The 18,138-nt window shown below is 68.7% G+C and carries 14 protein-coding genes; 9 read left to right on the top strand and 5 right to left on the bottom strand.

Features of this window, described 5'->3' with window-relative positions; genetic code table 11:
- Positions 1-10 precede the first annotated feature (10 nt).
- The 4 genes from ACIP5M_RS13650 to ACIP5M_RS13635 form a co-directional block, all read right to left on the bottom strand.
- Positions 11-1,417: a cytochrome P450 gene (locus tag ACIP5M_RS13650; RefSeq protein WP_401196032.1), complete on the bottom strand. Its 1,407-nt coding sequence runs from the start codon at positions 1,415-1,417 to the stop codon at positions 11-13.
- 110 nt (positions 1,418-1,527) lie between these two features.
- The gene (locus ACIP5M_RS13645; RefSeq protein WP_401196029.1) at positions 1,528-2,016 is read right to left on the bottom strand and encodes an NUDIX domain-containing protein; all 489 of its coding nucleotides are present in this window, start codon (positions 2,014-2,016) and stop codon (positions 1,528-1,530) included.
- Complete coding sequence (locus ACIP5M_RS13640) at positions 2,013-2,657, bottom strand: class I SAM-dependent methyltransferase (protein ID WP_401196026.1); 645 nt, start codon at positions 2,655-2,657, stop codon at positions 2,013-2,015. The genes ACIP5M_RS13645 and ACIP5M_RS13640 overlap by 4 nt, the downstream gene beginning before the upstream one ends.
- Positions 2,654-2,971, bottom strand: a complete 318-nt coding sequence (locus ACIP5M_RS13635; RefSeq protein ID WP_401196023.1) for a DUF6087 family protein — start codon at positions 2,969-2,971, stop codon at positions 2,654-2,656. The genes ACIP5M_RS13640 and ACIP5M_RS13635 overlap by 4 nt, the downstream gene beginning before the upstream one ends.
- A 358-nt stretch (positions 2,972-3,329) precedes the next feature.
- On the opposite strand from ACIP5M_RS13635, the gene ACIP5M_RS13630 reads away from it, so the two are divergent.
- Positions 3,330-4,229: a GNAT family N-acetyltransferase gene (locus tag ACIP5M_RS13630; RefSeq protein WP_401196020.1), complete on the top strand. Its 900-nt coding sequence runs from the start codon at positions 3,330-3,332 to the stop codon at positions 4,227-4,229.
- A gap of 294 nt (positions 4,230-4,523) precedes the next feature.
- On the opposite strand, the gene ACIP5M_RS13625 is transcribed toward ACIP5M_RS13630, so the two are convergent.
- Positions 4,524-6,053 (bottom strand): helix-turn-helix domain-containing protein, encoded by a 1,530-nt coding sequence (locus tag ACIP5M_RS13625; protein ID WP_401196017.1) that lies wholly within the window; start codon positions 6,051-6,053, stop codon positions 4,524-4,526.
- 563 nt (positions 6,054-6,616) lie between these two features.
- On the opposite strand from ACIP5M_RS13625, the gene acnA reads away from it, so the two are divergent.
- The 8 genes from acnA to ACIP5M_RS13585 all read left to right on the top strand — a co-directional run bounded on the left by acnA (position 6,617) and on the right by ACIP5M_RS13585 (position 17,963).
- Positions 6,617-9,334 carry an aconitate hydratase AcnA gene (gene acnA, locus ACIP5M_RS13620; protein WP_401196015.1) on the top strand — a complete coding sequence of 906 codons (2,718 nt, stop codon included), beginning with the start codon at positions 6,617-6,619 and terminating at the stop codon, positions 9,332-9,334.
- 332 nt (positions 9,335-9,666) lie between these two features.
- Positions 9,667-11,091: an N-acetylglucosamine/diacetylchitobiose ABC transporter substrate-binding protein gene (gene ngcE / locus ACIP5M_RS13615; RefSeq protein WP_401196339.1), complete on the top strand. Its 1,425-nt coding sequence runs from the start codon at positions 9,667-9,669 to the stop codon at positions 11,089-11,091.
- Positions 11,092-11,129: 38 nt separating this feature from the next.
- A complete protein-coding gene (locus tag ACIP5M_RS13610) occupies positions 11,130-12,074 on the top strand; it encodes a carbohydrate ABC transporter permease (RefSeq protein WP_401196012.1) in 945 nt (314 codons plus the stop codon).
- A 13-nt stretch (positions 12,075-12,087) separates the two neighbouring features.
- Entirely contained in the window at positions 12,088-13,020 is a 933-nt protein-coding gene (locus ACIP5M_RS13605; protein ID WP_401196010.1) for a carbohydrate ABC transporter permease, read from the top strand.
- 244 nt (positions 13,021-13,264) lie between these two features.
- Positions 13,265-14,479: an ROK family protein gene (locus ACIP5M_RS13600; RefSeq protein ID WP_401196006.1), complete on the top strand. Its 1,215-nt coding sequence runs from the start codon at positions 13,265-13,267 to the stop codon at positions 14,477-14,479.
- Positions 14,480-14,608: 129 nt separating this feature from the next.
- The gene (locus ACIP5M_RS13595; protein WP_401196004.1) at positions 14,609-15,709 is read left to right on the top strand and encodes a substrate-binding domain-containing protein; all 1,101 of its coding nucleotides are present in this window, start codon (positions 14,609-14,611) and stop codon (positions 15,707-15,709) included.
- 158 nt (positions 15,710-15,867) lie between these two features.
- Positions 15,868-16,656 carry an ATP-binding cassette domain-containing protein gene (locus tag ACIP5M_RS13590; protein ID WP_215011998.1) on the top strand — a complete coding sequence of 263 codons (789 nt, stop codon included), beginning with the start codon at positions 15,868-15,870 and terminating at the stop codon, positions 16,654-16,656.
- Between the two features lie 26 nt (positions 16,657-16,682).
- Positions 16,683-17,963 carry a sugar ABC transporter permease gene (locus ACIP5M_RS13585; RefSeq protein ID WP_401196336.1) on the top strand — a complete coding sequence of 427 codons (1,281 nt, stop codon included), beginning with the start codon at positions 16,683-16,685 and terminating at the stop codon, positions 17,961-17,963.
- The last annotated feature ends 175 nt before the right edge of the window (positions 17,964-18,138 follow it).

Here is an 18,138-nt window from a genome sequence, read left to right as displayed (position 1 = left end):
GGGACGGCCGCTAGCCGTCCACGCGACGGACCCGGCAGCGCGCCGGGCCGTCCGTCCGCAGGGTGATTCCGGCGCTGACCGGGATGTCGGTGTCGACGGCCTCGAACTCGTACGTCCGCAGGATCATCGCCAGCGCGATCACCGACTCCAGCATCGAGAAGTGCTGCCCGATGCAGGCGCGCGGACCGCCTCCGAAGGGGAACCAGGCATAGCGCGGACGGCCCGCCTCCGCCTCCGGGGCGAAGCGTTCCGGGTCGAAACGGTCGGGGTCGGGCCAGTAGCGGGGGTGGCGGTGCGTCACCCAGGGCGCCAGTATCACGTCCGCGCCCGCCGGGACGGCGTGGCCGCCGATCTCGGTGGCGGCGACCGCCTTGCGGCCGATGACCGGGGCGGCCGGGTAGAGCCGCATGGCCTCCTTGAGGACCTGGGTGAGGTACGGGAGCCGGTCCAGGTCGGCGGCCTGCGGCGTACGGTCGCCCAGGACCCGGGCGATCTCCTCCCGGGCCCGGCTCTGCTCCTCGGGGTGGCGGGCGAGCAGGTGCAGGGCGAAGGAGAGGGAGGTGGCGGTCGTCTCGTGCCCGGCGAGCAGGAAGATCAGCACCTGGTCGCGCAGCTCGGAGGCGTCGAACTCCCCGTCGTCCGAACTCTTCGCGGCGGCGAGCAGCGTCAGCAGGTCCTCGCCGGGGCCGTCGGAACCGGTGCCGGCACCGTCACCGGCGCCCGTCCTCCGCTCACCGATGATCTTGTCGCACACCGCATAGAGCTCATCCATCGCGGCGGCCGCCCGCTTGTTCGCCGGAGTCGGCCAGCTCCGGGGGATGTTGGCGGGGGAGTAGCCGCGCCGCAGCACGTACTCGGTGATGACCGGAAAACACCGGTCGACGACGTCGACGGTGGCCTCCACGTCGGTGCCGAAGAGGATCCGGGCCACCGCGCGCAGGGCCAGGCGCATCATCTGCTCCGACACGTCGACGATCCCGCCGGGGGCCTGTTCCCAGCCGGCGAGGACCGACGCGGTCTCGGCGGCGACCGCCCCCGCGTACCCGTCCACCCGGCGCCGCGTGAACAGCGGCTGGACCAGCCGGCGCTGGCGCAGGTAGTCCTCGTCCTGGCTGGTCAGCAGCCCGTTGCCGAAGGAGTCGCGGACCTCCTGGTAGAAGGGGTTGTCCTTGCGGAAGTTGGCCGACTCCGAGGCGAGCACCTGCTGCGCACCCTCAGGGGAGAACACGCAGTACAGCTCGGCCCGCAGCCCGGGCGGTCCGGCACTGATCCGTACGACGTCACCGTGCCGCTGCTGCGCCCGCAGGTAGGTCCCGAGCGAGTCCGACTTCAGCTCGAACAGCGACCCCAGCACCGGCACCCCCGCCAGCACGGGAACCTCCGCCCCGACAACCCCCGAGCCCGTCCCGACCGCCATGTCGACCCGCCCCTCATCCCGTCCGAAACCCCCATCCTGCCGCCCCCGGCCCACAGTTGGCGAGCGAGAGACCCCATCAGACCGGATCCCACCGCCCCCCGCCCCACCCGCTACGCCTCCATGTACCGAACGACACCATCCCGGCGCGCGGCATCGATCTCCCGCAGCCGTGCGAAGGTGCGCGGGGTCATGACCGCCTCCCACTCGGCCACGGTCTGCACCCGCACCTGGGTGTGCTCCGCCGGGTCGAGGACGATGGACCCGATCTGCTCGTCCGTCAGGGTCCCGCCGTCGAAGATGAACCCGATGTGGTTCGCGGGCCAGGCTTCGCCCTGGTGCCCGATGAAGTGCGACCCGAGGAGCTTCGGCTCACCGCCGAACACGATGCCCGTCTCCTCCAGGCACTCGCGCAGGGCGCACTGCCACGGCGTCTCCCCCGGATCCATGTTCCCGCCCGGCCACTGCCAGGCCTCGGCGGAGCGGGTCGCGCGCAGCTGCACGGGCCGGCCACGGCTGTCGGTGAAGTAGAGACAGGCGTACGAGGTCGCCCGGGCGATGGTCTCGATGTACTGCCCGGGCGGCAGCCAGGCGGAGCTCACTCCGCCGCCTGCGCCCAGGCCCGGACCAGGAGCGTGCCGAGATCGAGCGGGTCCGGAGCCTCCAGCACCCGTGCCTCCACCCGCCCGAACCCGGCCTCCGCCAGCATCTCCTCGTACGTTTCCGGCGCGTACGACCACCGCTTGACCGCGACGGGCCGCCCCCGGAGGGCGCCCGGGTAGATCCCCTGGGGCCCGTAGCAACCGTCCACGGCCGGAGCGTGCGTAAAGAGCAGGACGCCGGCGGGCGTCAGCCTCTTGCGGATCAGCGGCAGCAGCTCGCGGGGGTCGTGGAACCACACCGCCCCGAAGCGGGAGATCACCGCGTCGAACACCTCGTCGGTACGCGTGAGGAAGCCGGTGGCGTCCTGCCGGAAGAACCGGGCGGGCAGCCCTTCGCACCGCTGCCGGGCGCGGTCCAGGTGCGCCGAAGCGAGATCCAGCCCCACCACGGGGATCCCCCGGCGGGCGAAGAGCACCAGCTCCAGCGCATCACCGCATCCCAGCTCCAGCACACTGGCGGGCGCCCCGACGAAGTCCAGGCCGGGCCCGTGCCCCTCGTACTGTGTCCACCCGCGAAAGGCGGCGTCATCCCATTCGACCGCCCCCCACCCCTCGGCGTACGTGTCCCAGTACTCGCTCAACGGGAACTCCCATCGGCGCCGGTCGGCTTGCGGTGCCTACCGCCCTGCGGCCGGGGCGCCGGCCGGCTGCCTTCCTGCCGTGCTTGGGGGACGGGGCGCAGTCGCCGGCAGGCCGCCGCGTAGTCCTCGACCACGGCCAGGGCCACCCACTGGAACCCGTCCCATTCGAGGATCAGGCGGGGAACTTCGGGGTCCAGATGGGCGGCGCGCTGCGGCCCGGTTCCGAGCGTGACGGCTTTGAGCTCGCCGGTCCTGCGGAGCCGTCCTTCACGGCGCGCGGCCCATCGGTCGAGGGGTTCGTCTTCGGGGTTCATCGTCGTACCTCCGTCGAGCAGGACCCGCACCCTACCGACGGGCAGGACCCGGCAGCACTCCCTCGAACCGGTGACGAGCGCCTCCTGCGGCTCTACTTGGACAAGGCGGGCGGATTCGGCCGCGGGCCTTTGAGAGCGCTCTGCATCTCCCGCGAACCCCTCCTTGCAAGGGGCGCGGAAATCCGTGGACGGACCCGCGGAAGATCACGTACCGTGTGGCTTCACGCCCTGAGATGGATGGAAGGAGGCGAGTGCCGTGCAGTTCACACCTTTCCAGCGCTCCCTCTTCCCCTATCCCGGCGTAATTCGTCACTTCTGACCGGGAGCGCTCCAAGCAGCCTGCATCCCGGAGGAATCCATGACCGATACGGTCATCCGCGCGCTCTCCGCCAGCGACGCACATCTTTTCGACGCACACCCCGACCCCCTCGGCGCCGGTGAAGGCCACCGGCGTACCCGGTTCCGCCCGGACTGGAAGCGCGTCGCCCTGCGCGACGGCGAGGTCGTCGCACGCGGTGCGTGGTGGGGCGGCCCCGACGACTCGGAGCCCGTCAACATCAACTGGTTCGACGTGGCCGAGGGCGAGGAGGAGGCCGGGGCCGAACTCCTGCGCTCCGCTCCCTGGCAGGTCGAACTCGAGATCAACCTGCCCGGTGGCTGGCGGGAAAGTACCTACCTGCGCGCCGCAGCCGAGGCGCGCTTCGCCGCCGCACGAGCCGCAGGGTACGAACTCCTGGTGGAACGCTTCCTGTACCGCTGGACCCCCGAGCGAGGTCTGCCCGAGCGGCCCGGACGCCTGCGCTTCAGCGCCGAACCCGACGACACCGTGTTCTTCGACGCGTTGCGCCGCATCCACTCCGCCACCCTGGACGCCCACGCGCTCAGGGCCATCGAGGAGGGCGGCCTCGACCAGGCCGCCCAGGAGGAACTCGACTTCTTCCGCTGGTGCCCCTCCCCACGGGAATGGTGGCAGACCGCACACACGCCGGAGGGCGACCTGGCCGGCATCCACATCCCGGCCCACAACCCCTCCGGCCCGACGATCGGCTTCATCGGAGTCGTCCCGGAACAGCGCGGTCGCGGCTACGCCTACGACCTCCTCGCCGAGTGCACCCACCTCCTCGCCGAGCAAGGCGCGGAGTTCGTCAGCGGAGCGACGGACCAGGCCAACTTCCCCATGGCCGCGAACTTCGCCAAGGCCGGTTTCCCCGTCATCCGTGAACGCATCAACTTCCACCCGGCGGGCCAAGCGGCCTAGCGAGGAGTGGCACGCGGTGAGCGGTCCGGGCCGAGGGCAGGCCCGGACTGCTTGCCAGTGCCCGACGGCATGCCGGCCGACCGTGAACGTGCAGGATCTGCGCTGTGGAGTGGCCACCGTCTCGTCGTCAGTCCACACACCGACGATGATCAACGGTGGCCGCGCCCGTTCCTTACAGCACCCACCAGCAAGATCACGATCTACAGCTGGAGTACTAATGGGCCGTCCACCGTACCGTCACGCTGGCGGTGGAAAGCGAGGGAAGACCTCGGCTGGATCCCGCTTGTCCGGATCCTAGATGTCCCGGAAGATTTCGATCTGGGCGCCCACCGAGTTGAGGCGCTCGGCCAGTTCCTCGTAGCCGCGGTTGATGACGTACACGTTGCGGAGCACCGAGGTGCCCTCGGCCGCCATCATCGCCAGGAGGACGACCACCGCCGGGCGGAGGGCCGGGGGGCACATCATTTCCGCGGCGCGCCAGCGGGTCGGGCCCTCGACCAGGACGCGGTGCGGGTCCAGGAGTTGGAGGCGGCCGCCGAGGCGGTTGAGGTCGGTGAGGTAGATCGCGCGGTTGTCGTACACCCAGTCGTGGATCAGGGTCTGGCCCTGGGCGACGGCGGCGATGGCCGCGAAGAACGGCACGTTGTCGATGTTCAGCCCGGGGAACGGCATCGGGTGGATCTTGTCGATCGGGGCTTCGAGTTTGGACGGGCGGACCGTGAGGTCGACCAGGCGGGTGCGGCCGTTGTCGGCGGTGTACTCCGCCGAGCGGTCGTGGTCCAGGCCCATCTCCTCCAGGACCGCCAGCTCGATCTCCATGAACTCGATCGGCACCCGGCGGATCGTCAGCTCCGATTCGGTGACGACCGCGGCGGCGAGCAGGCTCATCGCCTCGACCGGGTCCTCGGAGGGGGAGTAGTCCACGTCCACGTCGATGTTCGGGACGCCGTGGACGGTGAGCGTGGTCGTGCCGACGCCCTCGACCTTGACGCCCAGCGCCTCCAGGAAGAAGCAGAGGTCCTGGACCATGTAGTTGGAGGAGGCGTTGCGGATGACCGTCACGCCGTCGTGCCGGGCGGCGGCCAGGAGGGCGTTCTCCGTGACCGTGTCCCCGCGCTCGGTCAGGACGATCGGGCGGTCCGGGGAGACCCCGGAGGCGACCCGTGCGTGGTAGATGCCCTCGGTCGCGGTGATGTCCAGGCCGAACCGGCGCAGGGCGATCATGTGCGGCTCGATGGTGCGGGTGCCGAGGTCGCAGCCACCGGCGTACGGCAGGCGGAACTGGTCCATCCGGTGCAGCAGGGGGCCCAGGAACATGATGATGCTCCGGGTCCGGCGGGCGGCGTCCGCGTCGATGGCGTCCATGTCGAGGCGGGCCGGCGGGACCAGCTCCAGGTCGACGCCCTCGTTGATCCAGCGGGAGCGGACACCGATGGAGTTCAGGACCTCCAGGAGGCGGTAGACCTCCTCGATGCGGGCCACCCGCCTCAGGACCGTGCGGCCCTTGTTGAGGAGCGAGGCGCACAGCAGGGCGACACAGGCGTTCTTGCTCGTCTTGACGTCGATGGCGCCGGACAGCCGGCGGCCGCCGACGACTCGCAGGTGCATCGGGCCGGCGTAGCCGAGGGAGACGATCTCGCTGTCGAGCGCTTCACCGATTCGGGCGATCATCTCAAGGCTGATGTTCTGATTGCCGCGCTCGATCCGGTTCACGGCGCTCTGGCTGGTGCCGAGCGCGTCGGCGAGCTGACTCTGCGTCCAGCCCCGGTGCTGCCGGGCGTCACGGATGAGCTTGCCGATGCGTACGAGGTAGTCGTCTGCCATGGCTGCACCGTATCTCAGATATGAGATGTCGATCGCGTCGGGTGCGGCAGACGGGTGTTATGGACTGTCAGATTCCGCACCGGGGCGCGCGATCCATGGCCCGTGAGCTGCCGCCACTCCCACTCGGGTGGATGGGGCAGGAGTGCCTGCCGTGGCGTGACGTCGGCGAGTTGTTCGAGCCCGCCGAGAGGGCAATGGTGGCATTTATGCGCATCTGCCCACCGCCCGGACCTCATCGGCCCGGTCGCTCCGGCGCGCCGGGCGGCGTTTCGACTCCCGCCCGGTCATCGCCACCGGCGCGCGCGAGCCGCCCGCACCGACGGTGGATCCGCCCCCCGCCCGGCGTATCCCGGCGCATCTGACGGATCCGGGGCAGCGCGCCTCGTCCCGATCCCCGGACATGTACTAGAGTTATCTCGACATCGAGATATCTGCCGAAGGCGAACCGCAGCCGCCCCCGCTGGTAAGGGTTACCTAACTTAGCCTTACCTTAGCGGATTGGCCAAGGGGCGTGGCGGCAGGATGCGGTACTACGCGCGAAATCATGCATGAAGGAGACTGTCGTGTCGGCGAACAGCTTCGACGCCCGCAGCACGCTGCAGGTGGGCGACGAGTCGTACGAGATCTTCCGGCTGGACAAGGTTGAGGGCGCCGCCCGCCTTCCCTACAGCCTGAAGGTCCTGCTGGAGAACCTGCTCCGCACCGAGGACGGCGCGAACATCACCGCCGACCACATCCGGGCGCTCGGCGGCTGGGACTCCCAGGCCCAGCCCAGCCAGGAGATCCAGTTCACGCCGGCCCGCGTGATCATGCAGGACTTCACCGGTGTTCCCTGCGTCGTGGACCTCGCCACCATGCGCGAGGCCGTGAAGGCCCTCGGCGGCGACCCGTCCAAGATCAACCCGCTGGCCCCGGCCGAGCTGGTCATCGACCACTCGGTCATCGCCGACAAGTTCGGCACCAACGACGCGTTCGCCCAGAACGTGGAGCTGGAGTACGGCCGCAACAAGGAGCGCTACCAGTTCCTGCGCTGGGGCCAGACCGCCTTCGACGAGTTCAAGGTCGTCCCCCCGGGCACCGGCATCGTCCACCAGGTCAACATCGAGCACCTGGCCCGCACCGTCATGGTCCGTAACGGCCAGGCGTACCCCGACACCCTCGTCGGCACCGACTCGCACACCACCATGGTCAACGGCCTCGGCGTGCTGGGCTGGGGCGTCGGCGGCATCGAGGCCGAGGCCGCGATGCTCGGCCAGCCGGTCTCCATGCTGATCCCGCGCGTCGTGGGCTTCAAGCTGACCGGCGAGCTGCCCACCGGCACCACCGCCACCGACCTGGTGCTGACCATCACCGAGATGCTGCGCAAGCACGGCGTCGTCGGCAAGTTCGTCGAGTTCTACGGTGAGGGCGTCGCCGCCACCTCCCTCGCGAACCGCGCCACCATCGGCAACATGTCGCCGGAGTTCGGCTCCACCGCCGCGATCTTCCCGATCGACGACGAGACGCTGAAGTACCTGCGCCTGACCGGCCGCGACGCCCAGCAGGTCGCCCTCGTCGAGGCGTACGCCAAGGAGCAGGGCCTGTGGCTGGACCCGGCCGCCGAGCCGGACTTCTCCGAGAAGCTGGAGCTCGACCTCTCCACGGTCGTCCCCTCCATCGCCGGCCCGAAGCGCCCGCAGGACCGCATCGTCCTCGCGAACGCCGCGCAGCAGTTCGCCCAGGACGTGCGCAACTACGTCGACGACGTGGACGAGGCGGGCAAGGAGTCCTTCCCGGCCTCCGACGCCCCGGCGAACCACCCGAACGGCACCCCCTCGAAGCCGACCCTGGTCACCCTGGCCGACGGCTCCTCCTTGGAGATCGACCACGGCGCCGTCACCGTCGCCGCGATCACCTCCTGCACCAACACCTCGAACCCCTACGTCATGGTCGCCGCGGCGCTCGTGGCCAAGAAGGCGGTCGAGAAGGGCCTGACCCGCAAGCCGTGGGTCAAGACCACCCTGGCCCCGGGCTCGAAGGTCGTCACCGACTACTTCGACAAGGCCGGCCTGACCCCGTACCTGGACAAGATGGGCTTCAACCTCGTCGGGTACGGCTGCACCACCTGCATCGGCAACTCCGGTCCGCTGGACGAGGAGATCTCGAAGGCGATCAACGAGCACGACCTCGCGGTCACCTCGGTGCTCTCCGGCAACCGCAACTTCGAGGGCCGGATCAACCCGGACGTCAAGATGAACTACCTGGCGTCCCCGCCGCTGGTCGTCGCGTACGCCATCGCGGGCTCCATGAAGGTGGACATCACCACCGAGGCCATCGGCATCGACACCGAGGGCAAGCCGGTCTTCCTCAAGGACATCTGGCCCTCCGAGGCCGAGGTCAACGACGTCGTGGCGAACGCCATCGGCGAGGACATGTTCAACAAGTCCTACCAGGACGTCTTCGCGGGCGACGCCCAGTGGCAGGCGCTGCCGATCCCGACCGGCAACACCTTCGAGTGGGACCCGCAGTCCACCTACGTCCGCAAGCCCCCCTACTTCGAGGGCATGACGATGGAGACCACCCCGGTCTCCGACATCGCCGGCGCCCGCGTGCTGGCGAAGCTGGGCGACTCGGTCACCACCGACCACATCTCCCCGGCCGGTGCGATCAAGGCCGACACCCCGGCCGGCAAGTACCTCACCGAGCACGGCGTCGAGCGCCGCGACTTCAACTCGTACGGTTCCCGCCGCGGCAACCACGAGGTCATGATCCGCGGTACCTTCGCCAACATCCGCCTGCGCAACCAGATCGCGCCGGGCACCGAGGGCGGCTTCACCCGCGACTTCACCGTCGAGGGCGCGCCGGTCTCCTTCATCTACGACGCCTCGCAGAACTACCAGGCCGCCGGCATCCCGCTGGTCATCCTGGCCGGCAAGGAGTACGGCTCGGGCTCGTCCCGCGACTGGGCGGCCAAGGGCACCGCGCTGCTCGGCGTCAAGGCCGTCATCGCCGAGTCCTACGAGCGCATCCACCGCTCCAACCTGATCGGCATGGGCGTCCTGCCCCTGCAGTTCCCCGAGGGCGCCACCGCGGCCTCCCTGGGCCTCACCGGCGAGGAGACCTTCTCCTTCACCGGTGTGGAGGAGCTGAACAACGGCACCACCCCGCGCACGGTCAAGGTCACCACCGACACCGGTGTGGAGTTCGACGCGGTCGTCCGCATCGACACGCCGGGTGAGGCGGACTACTACCGTAACGGCGGAATCATGCAGTACGTGCTCCGGAACCTCATCCGAGGCTAAGGGCGCGCCAAGCGGAGCCGTTCTCCGCTTATCGGCACCATAGGGCCGTATCCCCGTTAAGGGGGTACGGCCCTTCCGCTTTTCCGGGATGTCCCCGGCGGTCGGGGCCAGGTGACGGAGAGGTCTCAACTCGGAAAAGCTGAGGTCCATAGTTGTGCACGATCTTGCTCAGGCGAGCGGAAGTGGACTATACCTGTGCCCGTCCGGACCAGCGCGAGACGAGCGGCCCCGGACCGGGGGATGGGCGGGGACCTGCGGTGATGTCCGCACGTGCGGCAACCGCCGTGATTTCCGGCCTCCTTCACACTTCTGACGAAGGCGAGGACATGAGCATGGGATCCACTGGTGAGGGCCTCGGCCGCCGTGATCTGATCAAGCGTTCCGCAGCACTCGGACTGATCACGGTGCCGACGATGAGCTTCCTGTCCGCCTGCGCCTCCGGCGGTGACGACACCACGAAGGGCCCGGACAAGGGCGCGGTGACCAAGGAGAACCCCTTCGGCGTCGCCAAGGGCGGCAAGATGGACGTCGTCGTCTTCAAGGGCGGGTTCGGCGACGACTACGCCAAGGCCTGGGAGGCCGCCTTCGACAAGAAGTGGGGCACCACCAGCTCCCACCTGGGCACCCAGGAGATCGCCGCCAAGCTCCAGCCCCGCTTCAACGGCGGCACCCCGCCGGACGTCATCGACGACTCCGGCGCCCAGATGATCAAGATCGACGTACTCGCCAAGGGCGGCCAGCTCGCCGACCTGACCCCGGTCCTCGACGCCCCCTCGCTCGACGACCCGACCAAGAAGGTCCGCGACACCCTGATCCCCGGGGCGGTCGAACAAGGGACGCAGGGCGGCAAGTTCGTCGCCCTGAACTACGTCTACACCGTCTTCGGCCTCTGGTACTCCGGCAAGCTCTTCAAGGAGAAGGGCTGGGCCGAGCCCAAGACCTGGGACGAGTTCCTGGCCATCTGCGCCAAGGCCAAGGAGGCCGGCATCGGCGGCCTCGCCCACCAGGGCAAGTACCCGTACTACATCAACGTCGTCATCATGGACCTGATCGCCAAGAAGGGCGGTCTGGAGGCCATGAAGGCCATCGACAACCTGGAGCCCAACGCCTTCGAGGGCAACCCCGCCGCCCTGGCGGCCGTCGAGGCGGTCTACGAGGTGGTCGAGAAGGGCTACCTCATGGCCGGGACCAACGGCCTGACCCACACGGAGTCCCAGACCGCGTGGAACCAGTACAAGGCCGCCTTCATCCCCTCCGGCTCCTGGCTGGAGAACGAGCAGCTCAAGCAGACTCCGGAGGACTTCGACATGAAGTTCCTGCCGGTGCCCCTGCTGGCCGACAGCAAGCTCCCCTTCACCGCCATCCGCGCGGGCGCCAACGAGCCCTTCATCGTCCCGGAGAAGGCCGCGAACAAGGCGGGCGGCCTGGAGTTCCTGCGCTCCATGCTCTCCCGCGAATGGTCGACGATCTTCGCCCAGCAGGCCAACTCGCTGACCATCGTCAAGGACGGCGTGGACCCGAGCGTCACACTCCGCCCCGGCACCCAGTCGGCGGTCACGGCGCTCAAGGCGGCCGGCGAGAACACCTTCAACTACCTCTACCCCGACTGGTACAGCGAGATGGACACCGAGATCCAGAACGCGTCCAATGAGCTGATGGCCCAGCGGATCCAGCCAAAGGAGTGGATCAAGCGGGCCCAGGCTGCGGTAGACAAGGCTGCCAAGGACCCCAACGCCAAGAACAACCACCGCAGCTGACACCACGTCCACCGGCAGCGTCATCAGGGACGGACACCATGAGCCAAGTAGCCCGCGGCACAGGAAGGGCCGGCTTCATCACCGGCTTCCTCATCCTGCCGCTCGCGCTGTATCTGACCTTTGTCATCTGGCCGTACATTCAGACGTTCGGCTATTCCTTCACCAACTGGTCCGGCCAGTCACCGACGTTCGACTTCGTCGGACTGGAGAACTACTCGGCCCTGCTGAAGGACGAGGTCTTCCGCGGCGCCCTCTGGCACAACCTGCTGCTCCTGGTGTTCGTCCCGACCATCACCATCCTGCTCGCCCTCTTCTTCGCCTTCATGGTGAACGCGGGAGGGCGCAGCGGGGCGGGCGGGGTGCGGGGCGTGCGCGGATCGGCCCTCTACAAGGTCGTCTACTTCTTCCCGCAGGTCCTCTCCCTCGCCATCCTCGCGGTGCTCTTCGGCGCGGTGTACCGCAGCGACGAGGGCGGTCTGCTGAACGGTTTCCTCGGCAAGTTGGGGCTCGTCGACCCCGCCCATCCAGTCGAATGGCTCAACCAGCCCAACCTGGTGCTCTGGTGCCTGCTCCTCGTGGTGGTCTGGCACGGGGTCGGCTTCTACCTGGTCCTCTTCTCCGCGGCCATGCAGTCCGTCCCCAAGGACATCTACGAGGCCGCCCTGCTGGACGGCGCCGGACGCGCCCAGACCTTCCTCAAGGTCACGCTCCCCCTGCTGTGGGACTCCGTGCAGACCTCGGCGGTCTATCTGGGCATCGCCGCGATGGACATGTTCGTCCTGGTGTCGACCATGACCTCCGGCCAGTTCGGCGGCGGTCCCGACCACCACAGCGAGGTCATGGCCACGGTGCTCATGCGCAACTTCCTGTACTTCGGCAAGAGCGGCTACGCCTGCGCCATGGGCGTGGTCATGCTGGTCCTGACCATGATCCTCTCCGTTGTCACGCTGCGCGCCACCCGCCGCGAGCGCATCGAGTTCTGAGCGGGAGACCACGATGACCACAGTGATCAAGGCACCGGGCGAGTCCTCGGCCGAGCGGCCCGGCGGCAGCGGCAGCGGCCGCGCCGAGGAGGGCGGCAACCGCCGCTCCGACGGCACGGTGCTCAACGTCTTCTCGCACGGCTTCCTCGCCGTCTGGGCCATACTGATCGTCCTGCCCCTGATCTGGCTGGCGCTCGGTTCGTTCAAGACCGACTCCCAGATCGGCGGGTCGGCCCTCAGCTGGCCCTCCAACTGGCACTTCGACGCCTTCTCCCGGGCCTGGGACAAGGGCATCGGGGACTACTTCGCGCACACGCTGATCGTGATGGCGTTCTCGGTCCCGCTGACCATGCTGCTCGGCTCGATGGCGGCGTACGTCCTGGCGCGCTACCCCTTCCCGGGGAACCGGATCATCTACTACTTCTTCGTCAGCGGGGCGATGTTCCCCGTCTTCCTGGCGCTCGTCCCGCTGTTCTTCATGGTCAAGCGCCTCGACATGCTCAACACGTACCAGGGTCTGATCCTGGTCTACGTCGCCTACTCGATGCCCTTCACCGTCTTCTTCATGCACTCCTTCTTCCGCACCCTGCCGACGGCGGTGTACGAGGCGGCGGTGATCGACGGAGCATCCGACACCCGGATCTTCTTCCAGGTGATGCTGCCGATGGCCAAGCCCGGCCTGATCAGCGTCGGGATCTTCAACGTCCTGGGCCAGTGGAACCAGTACATCCTGCCCTCCGTGCTGATGCAGCCCCAGAGCGGATCGGACCCCGAGCGCTACATGCTCACCCAGGGCCTGATCCAGCTCCAGTACCAGATGGGCTACGAGACGGACCTGCCGGTGCTGTTCGCCGGCGTGACCATCGCGATGATCCCGATGCTGGTCGTCTACCTGTCCTTCCAGCGCCAGATCCAGGCCGGGCTGACCTCCGCCACCCTCAAATAGCCGCGCGATCAGCCGGCCGGATCACGCACCGCCGGCCGGCTGAACCCGCCCCCGCGGCCCTTCTCTCCCCCTTATGGTCCAAAGTGGCTGTTTCGTGCTGCCTCAGGCTCTTGACGTGTGGATGCGTAAAGGCTCGACTTAAGGTTCACAAGTTGGAGAGACGCCGGGGTCTCGCAGCCGAGCCGCGGTGTCCCGGCCGGGGGGCGACGGCCGGCCGTCGCTTATGGGCAGGAGTGGATGAGTCGTGCAGACTCCCGGATCGCAGTCCTCGCTGCATCGCGCGAATCTCGAGCGGGTCGTGCGGGCGGTGCGCCTGTCGGGTTCGCTGACCCAGGCGGAGATCGCCCGCACCACCGGACTGTCGGCGGCCACGGTCTCCAACATCGTCCGCGAGCTCAAGGAGAGCGGGACCGTCGAGGTCACCGACACCTCGGCGGGCGGCCGGCGGGCGCGCAGCGTCTCCCTCAGCGGTGACGCCGGCATCGTCATCGGCGTCGACTTCGGCCATACCCACCTGCGCGTGGCGGTGGGCAACCTCGCCCACCAGGTGCTGGCCGAGGAGGCCGAGCCGCTGGATGTGGACGCCTCCTGGACGGAGGGCTTCGACCGGGCGGAAGCGCTGGTCGGGCGGCTGATCGCGGGCATAGGGGTGGGGCTGGAGAAGGTCATCGGCGTCGGGCTCGGCGTCCCCGGCCCGATCGACGTGGAGTCCGGGACCCTGGGCTCGACCGCGATCCTGCCGGGATGGGCGGGCATCAACCCCCGCCAGGAGCTCTCGCAGCGCCTCGGGGTGCCGGTCTACGTCGACAACGACGCCAACCTCGGAGCCCTCGGTGAACTCGTTTGGGGGAGCGGGCGCGGAGTAAAGGACCTCGCGTACATCAAGGTGGCCAGCGGCGTCGGCGCCGGGCTGGTCATCAACGGCCGGATCTACCGCGGGCCGGGCGGTACCGCGGGCGAGATCGGGCACATCACGCTGGACGAATCCGGCCCCGTCTGCCGCTGCGGGAACCGCGGCTGCCTGGAGACCTTCGCCGCGGCCCGGTACGTACTGCCGCTGCTCCAGGGCACGCACGGACCGGAGTTGACGATGGAGCGGGTGGTGGAGCTGGCCCGCGGCGGGGACCCGGGCTGCCGCCGGGTGATCACGGACGTGGGCCGCCACATCGGCAGCGGCGTGGCCAGCCTCTGCAACCTCCTGAACCCCAGCCGGGTGGTCCTCGGCGGCTCCCTCGCGGAGGCGGGTGAACTGGTCCTGGCCCCCATCCGTGAATCAGTGGGGAGGTACGCGATTCCGAGCGCGGCCCGCCAGTTGTCGGTGCTCACGGGCTCCCTGGGCGGACGGGCCGAGGTGCTGGGCGCACTGGCGCTCGTACTCAGCGAGATGGGCGATTCGACGCTTTTGTCGGACCATGGAAGTGGAGTGCGAACTCCCGCCGTCTTGCCTTCAGGTAGATAACAGATGGCACCGTTGTCATCTCGTTAAGGATTCACTCCTTGACGGCAAAACGCGGCCGGGGTTGACTCACATCCACCTCGGCCGCAGTGTTGCGGCCTCGTCAGGGAGGTTCAAGAAATGAACACTCGTATGCGTAGAGCCGTCGTAGTCGCCGCAGCCGGCGCGATGGCCGTTTCGCTCGCCGCCTGTGGCAGCGCGAAGGAGGCCGGCGAGAAGCCGAAGGACTCCGGCTCCGCCGCGGGCGACGCGATCAAGATCGGCCTGCTCCTGCCGGAGAACCAGACCGCGCGTTACGAGAAGTTCGACAAGCCGCTCATCGAGAAGAAGGTCGCCGAGCTCACCGGCGGCAAGGGCCAGGTCGTCTACGCCAACGCCAAGCAGGACGCGACCACGCAGAACTCCCAGGTCGACACGATGATCACCAACAAGGTGGACGTCCTGATCATCGACGCTGTCGACTACAAGGCCATCGCCGGCTCGATCAAGAAGGCCAAGGACGCCGGCATCCCGGTCGTCGCCTACGACCGCCGCGCCGAGGGCCCCATCGACGCCTACACCTCCTTCGACAACGAAGAGGTCGGCAAGGTCCAGGGCAAGGCGCTGCTGGAGGCGCTGGGCGACAAGGCCAAGGACGGCCAGATCGTCATGATGAACGGCTCGGTCACCGACCCGAACGCCGCCCTCTTCAAGTCCGGTGCGCACTCCGTCCTCGACGGCAAGGTGAACATCGGCAAGGAGTACGACACCGTCGAGTGGAAGCCGGAGAACGCCAACACCAACATGGCGGGTGCGCTGTCCGCGCTCGGCAAGGACAAGGTCATCGGCGTCTACTCCGCCAACGACGGCATGGCCGGCGGCATCATCACCGCCCTCAAGGCCGCCGGCGTCTCCCCCCTGCCCCCGGTTACCGGCCAGGACGCCGAACTCGCCGGCGTGCAGCGGATCGTGGCGGGCGAGCAGTTCATGAGCGTCTACAAGCCGTACGCCCCCGAGGCCGAGGCCGCCGCGAAGATGGCCGTCGCGCTCGCCAAGGGCGAGAAGCTCGACGACATCATCAACCAGAAGGTGGACAGCGCGACCACCAAGGGCATCCCGTCCGTGCTGATCCCGGTCGTCTCGCTCACCAAGGGCAACATCAAGGACACCGTCGTCAAGGACGGCGTCTACACCGTCAACGACATCTGCACCGAGAAGTACGCGGCCGCCTGCGCCGCCATCGGCCTGAAGTAGCGGCCCCCGCCGCCTCTCGCGAGGCGGCCCCCGTGCCTGACCGGCGCCCCGCCCCCTCTTTCCCCGCCATCCGCGGGGCGCCGGGCAGAAACGTTTCCCCCATTCGCCCCGCTCCTGCTCTTTTGCACGACATCCCCGCCGGTCAGGCGGCGAAGGAGATGGTTCATGTGTCCGCTGCGCCCGTGCTGGCGTTGCGAGGGGTCTCGAAGCGGTTCGGCGCCGTTCAGGCCCTGACCGACGTAGAACTCGAGATCCACTCCGGTGAGGTGGTCGCCCTCGTGGGCGACAACGGCGCCGGCAAGTCCACGCTGGTCAAAACGATCGCCGGCGTGCACCCCATCGATGACGGCGTCATCGAGTGGGAGGGCCGTCCGGTCTCCATCGGAAAGCCGCACGACGCCCAGAACCTGGGCATCGCGACGGTCTACCAGGACCTGGCGCTGTGCGACAACATCGACGTCGTCGGCAACCTCTTCCTAGGCCGCGAGCTCAAGCGCCGCGGCGTCCTGGACGAGGTGGAGATGGAGCGCCGCGCCCGCGAGCTGCTGACCACCCTGTCCATCCGGATACCCAGCGTCCGGATCCCCATCGCCTCGCTGTCCGGCGGCCAGCGCCAGACCGTGGCGATCGCCCGCTCCATGCTGGGCGAGCCCCAGCTCGTCATCCTCGACGAGCCCACCGCCGCCCTCGGCGTCGAGCAGACCGCGCAGGTCCTCGACCTGGTGGAACGGCTGCGCGAGCGCGGCCACGCCGTCATCCTCATCAGCCACAACATGGCCGATGTGAAGGCCGTCGCCGACAAGGTGGCGGTCCTGCGGCTGGGCCGCAACAACGGTGTCTTCAACGTCGCCGACACCTCGCAGGAAGAGATCATCTCCGCCATCACGGGAGCCACGGACAACGCCGTGACCCGTCGGGCGGCCCGCACCGGGGAGGCTCGCAAGTGAGCACCGAGAACCCAGCCGCCGACCCGCTGCACACGTCGGACGACGCCCACGCCGAGGTGGTCAACCCGGCCGCAGCGCACGACGCCATCCCGGCCGTCGACCCCCGCCTCCTCGTACGGGAGGAAGGCCTCGCCGGCTACCTGAGCGAGTTCGGGCGCCGGATGAAGGCGGGCGACCTGGGCTCCATCCCGGTCGTCATCGGCCTGGTCGTCATCTGGAGCATCTTCCAGGGCCTGAACTCGAACTTCCTCTCCCCGGAGAACCTCAGCAACATCGCGATCACGATGACCGCCACCGGCATGATGGCCGTCGGCATCATCTTCGTGCTGCTGCTGGGCGAGATCGACCTCTCGGTCGGCTCCGTCAGCGGTGTCTCGGGCGCGATCGTCGCCGTCCTCGCCGTCACCCACGGCGTGAACGAATGGCTCGCGATCCTCGCCGCCATCGCCGGCGGCGCCCTGATCGGCTCCATCCACGGCTTCTTCTTCGCCCGGATCGGCGCCCCCGCCTTCGCCGTCACCCTGTCGGGCCTGCTGTTCTGGTCCGGCGCGATGCTGCAGATCCTGGGCAGCAACGGCACGATCAACCTCGACTCCGAGGGTGTGGTCGGCAAGCTGACCACGTACTTCTTCTCGGACGTGGCCGTCGGCTACGGGCTGGCCGCGGTCGCGGTGGCCGGGTACTTCCTCGCCACCTTCTTCGACGCGCGCCGTCGCGAGGCCGCCGGGGTCCCCTCCCGCCCGGTCGCCGAGATCCTGCTGCGCACCGGCCTGCTCGCGGTGTTCACCTTCGGTCCCGCGATCGTGTTCAACCAGTACAAGGGCCTGCCGCTCGCGGTGGTGCTCTTCCTGCTGGCCCTGGTCGGCACGGACTTCGTCCTGCGCCGCACCTCCTTCGGCCGTCAGGTCTTCGCGCTGGGCGGCAGCGTCGAGGCCTCCCGCCGCGCCGGCATCAACGTCAACCGGGTGCGGATCACGGTCTTCGCGATCGCCGGCACCTTCGCCGCCATCGGCGGGCTCTTCTGGGCCTCCAAGATCGCGGCGGCCAACCAGAGCGCCGGCGCCGGCGACCTGCTGATGAACGTCATCGCGGCGGCCGTCATCGGCGGCACCAGCCTCTTCGGCGGCCGGGGCCGGACCTGGAACGCCCTCCTCGGCGTCATGGTCATCACCTCGATCCAGTACGGTCTGGCCCTGGAGGGAATCGCGACGCCGATCCAGTACATGATCACGGGAGCCGTGCTGCTGGCCACCGTGGTGATCGACTCGATCACGCGCAAGACCCAGAAGACGGCCGGCCGCGCCTGACCGCGCGTCCGGAGGACTTCCGGCGGCAGGACAAGTCACGGTGCCCGGTGCCACCTCGTGTGGTGCCGGGCATCCGTGCGTACACGTGTGCGTACGGCTGTGCGGGTATACGCCCGTATGTGAGGTGTGATCGTGCAATGGTGCGTACATGTGTGACAAAGGTGTGGCTCACCCG

The organism is Streptomyces sp. NPDC088762 (assembly GCF_044750905.1).
GTDB lineage: Bacteria > Actinomycetota > Actinomycetes > Streptomycetales > Streptomycetaceae > Streptomyces.
Note: the sequence above shows the minus strand (reverse complement) of the source record. Positions and strands in the feature narration are given on the sequence as shown.

Coding starts and splice junctions, on each gene's coding strand:
- ACIP5M_RS13650 (WP_401196032.1), bottom strand. CDS start 1,417: ATGGCGGTCGGGACGGGCTCGGGGGTTGTCGGGGCGGAGGTTCCCGTG.
- ACIP5M_RS13595 (WP_401196004.1), top strand. CDS start 14,609: ATGCGTAGAGCCGTCGTAGTCGCCGCAGCCGGCGCGATGGCCGTTTCG.
- ACIP5M_RS13635 (WP_401196023.1), bottom strand. CDS start 2,971: ATGAACCCCGAAGACGAACCCCTCGACCGATGGGCCGCGCGCCGTGAA.
- ngcE (WP_401196339.1), top strand. CDS start 9,667: ATGGGATCCACTGGTGAGGGCCTCGGCCGCCGTGATCTGATCAAGCGT.
- ACIP5M_RS13630 (WP_401196020.1), top strand. CDS start 3,330: ATGACCGATACGGTCATCCGCGCGCTCTCCGCCAGCGACGCACATCTT.
- ACIP5M_RS13610 (WP_401196012.1), top strand. CDS start 11,130: ATGAGCCAAGTAGCCCGCGGCACAGGAAGGGCCGGCTTCATCACCGGC.
- ACIP5M_RS13625 (WP_401196017.1), bottom strand. CDS start 6,053: ATGGCAGACGACTACCTCGTACGCATCGGCAAGCTCATCCGTGACGCC.
- ACIP5M_RS13590 (WP_215011998.1), top strand. CDS start 15,868: ATGGTTCATGTGTCCGCTGCGCCCGTGCTGGCGTTGCGAGGGGTCTCG.
- ACIP5M_RS13605 (WP_401196010.1), top strand. CDS start 12,088: ATGACCACAGTGATCAAGGCACCGGGCGAGTCCTCGGCCGAGCGGCCC.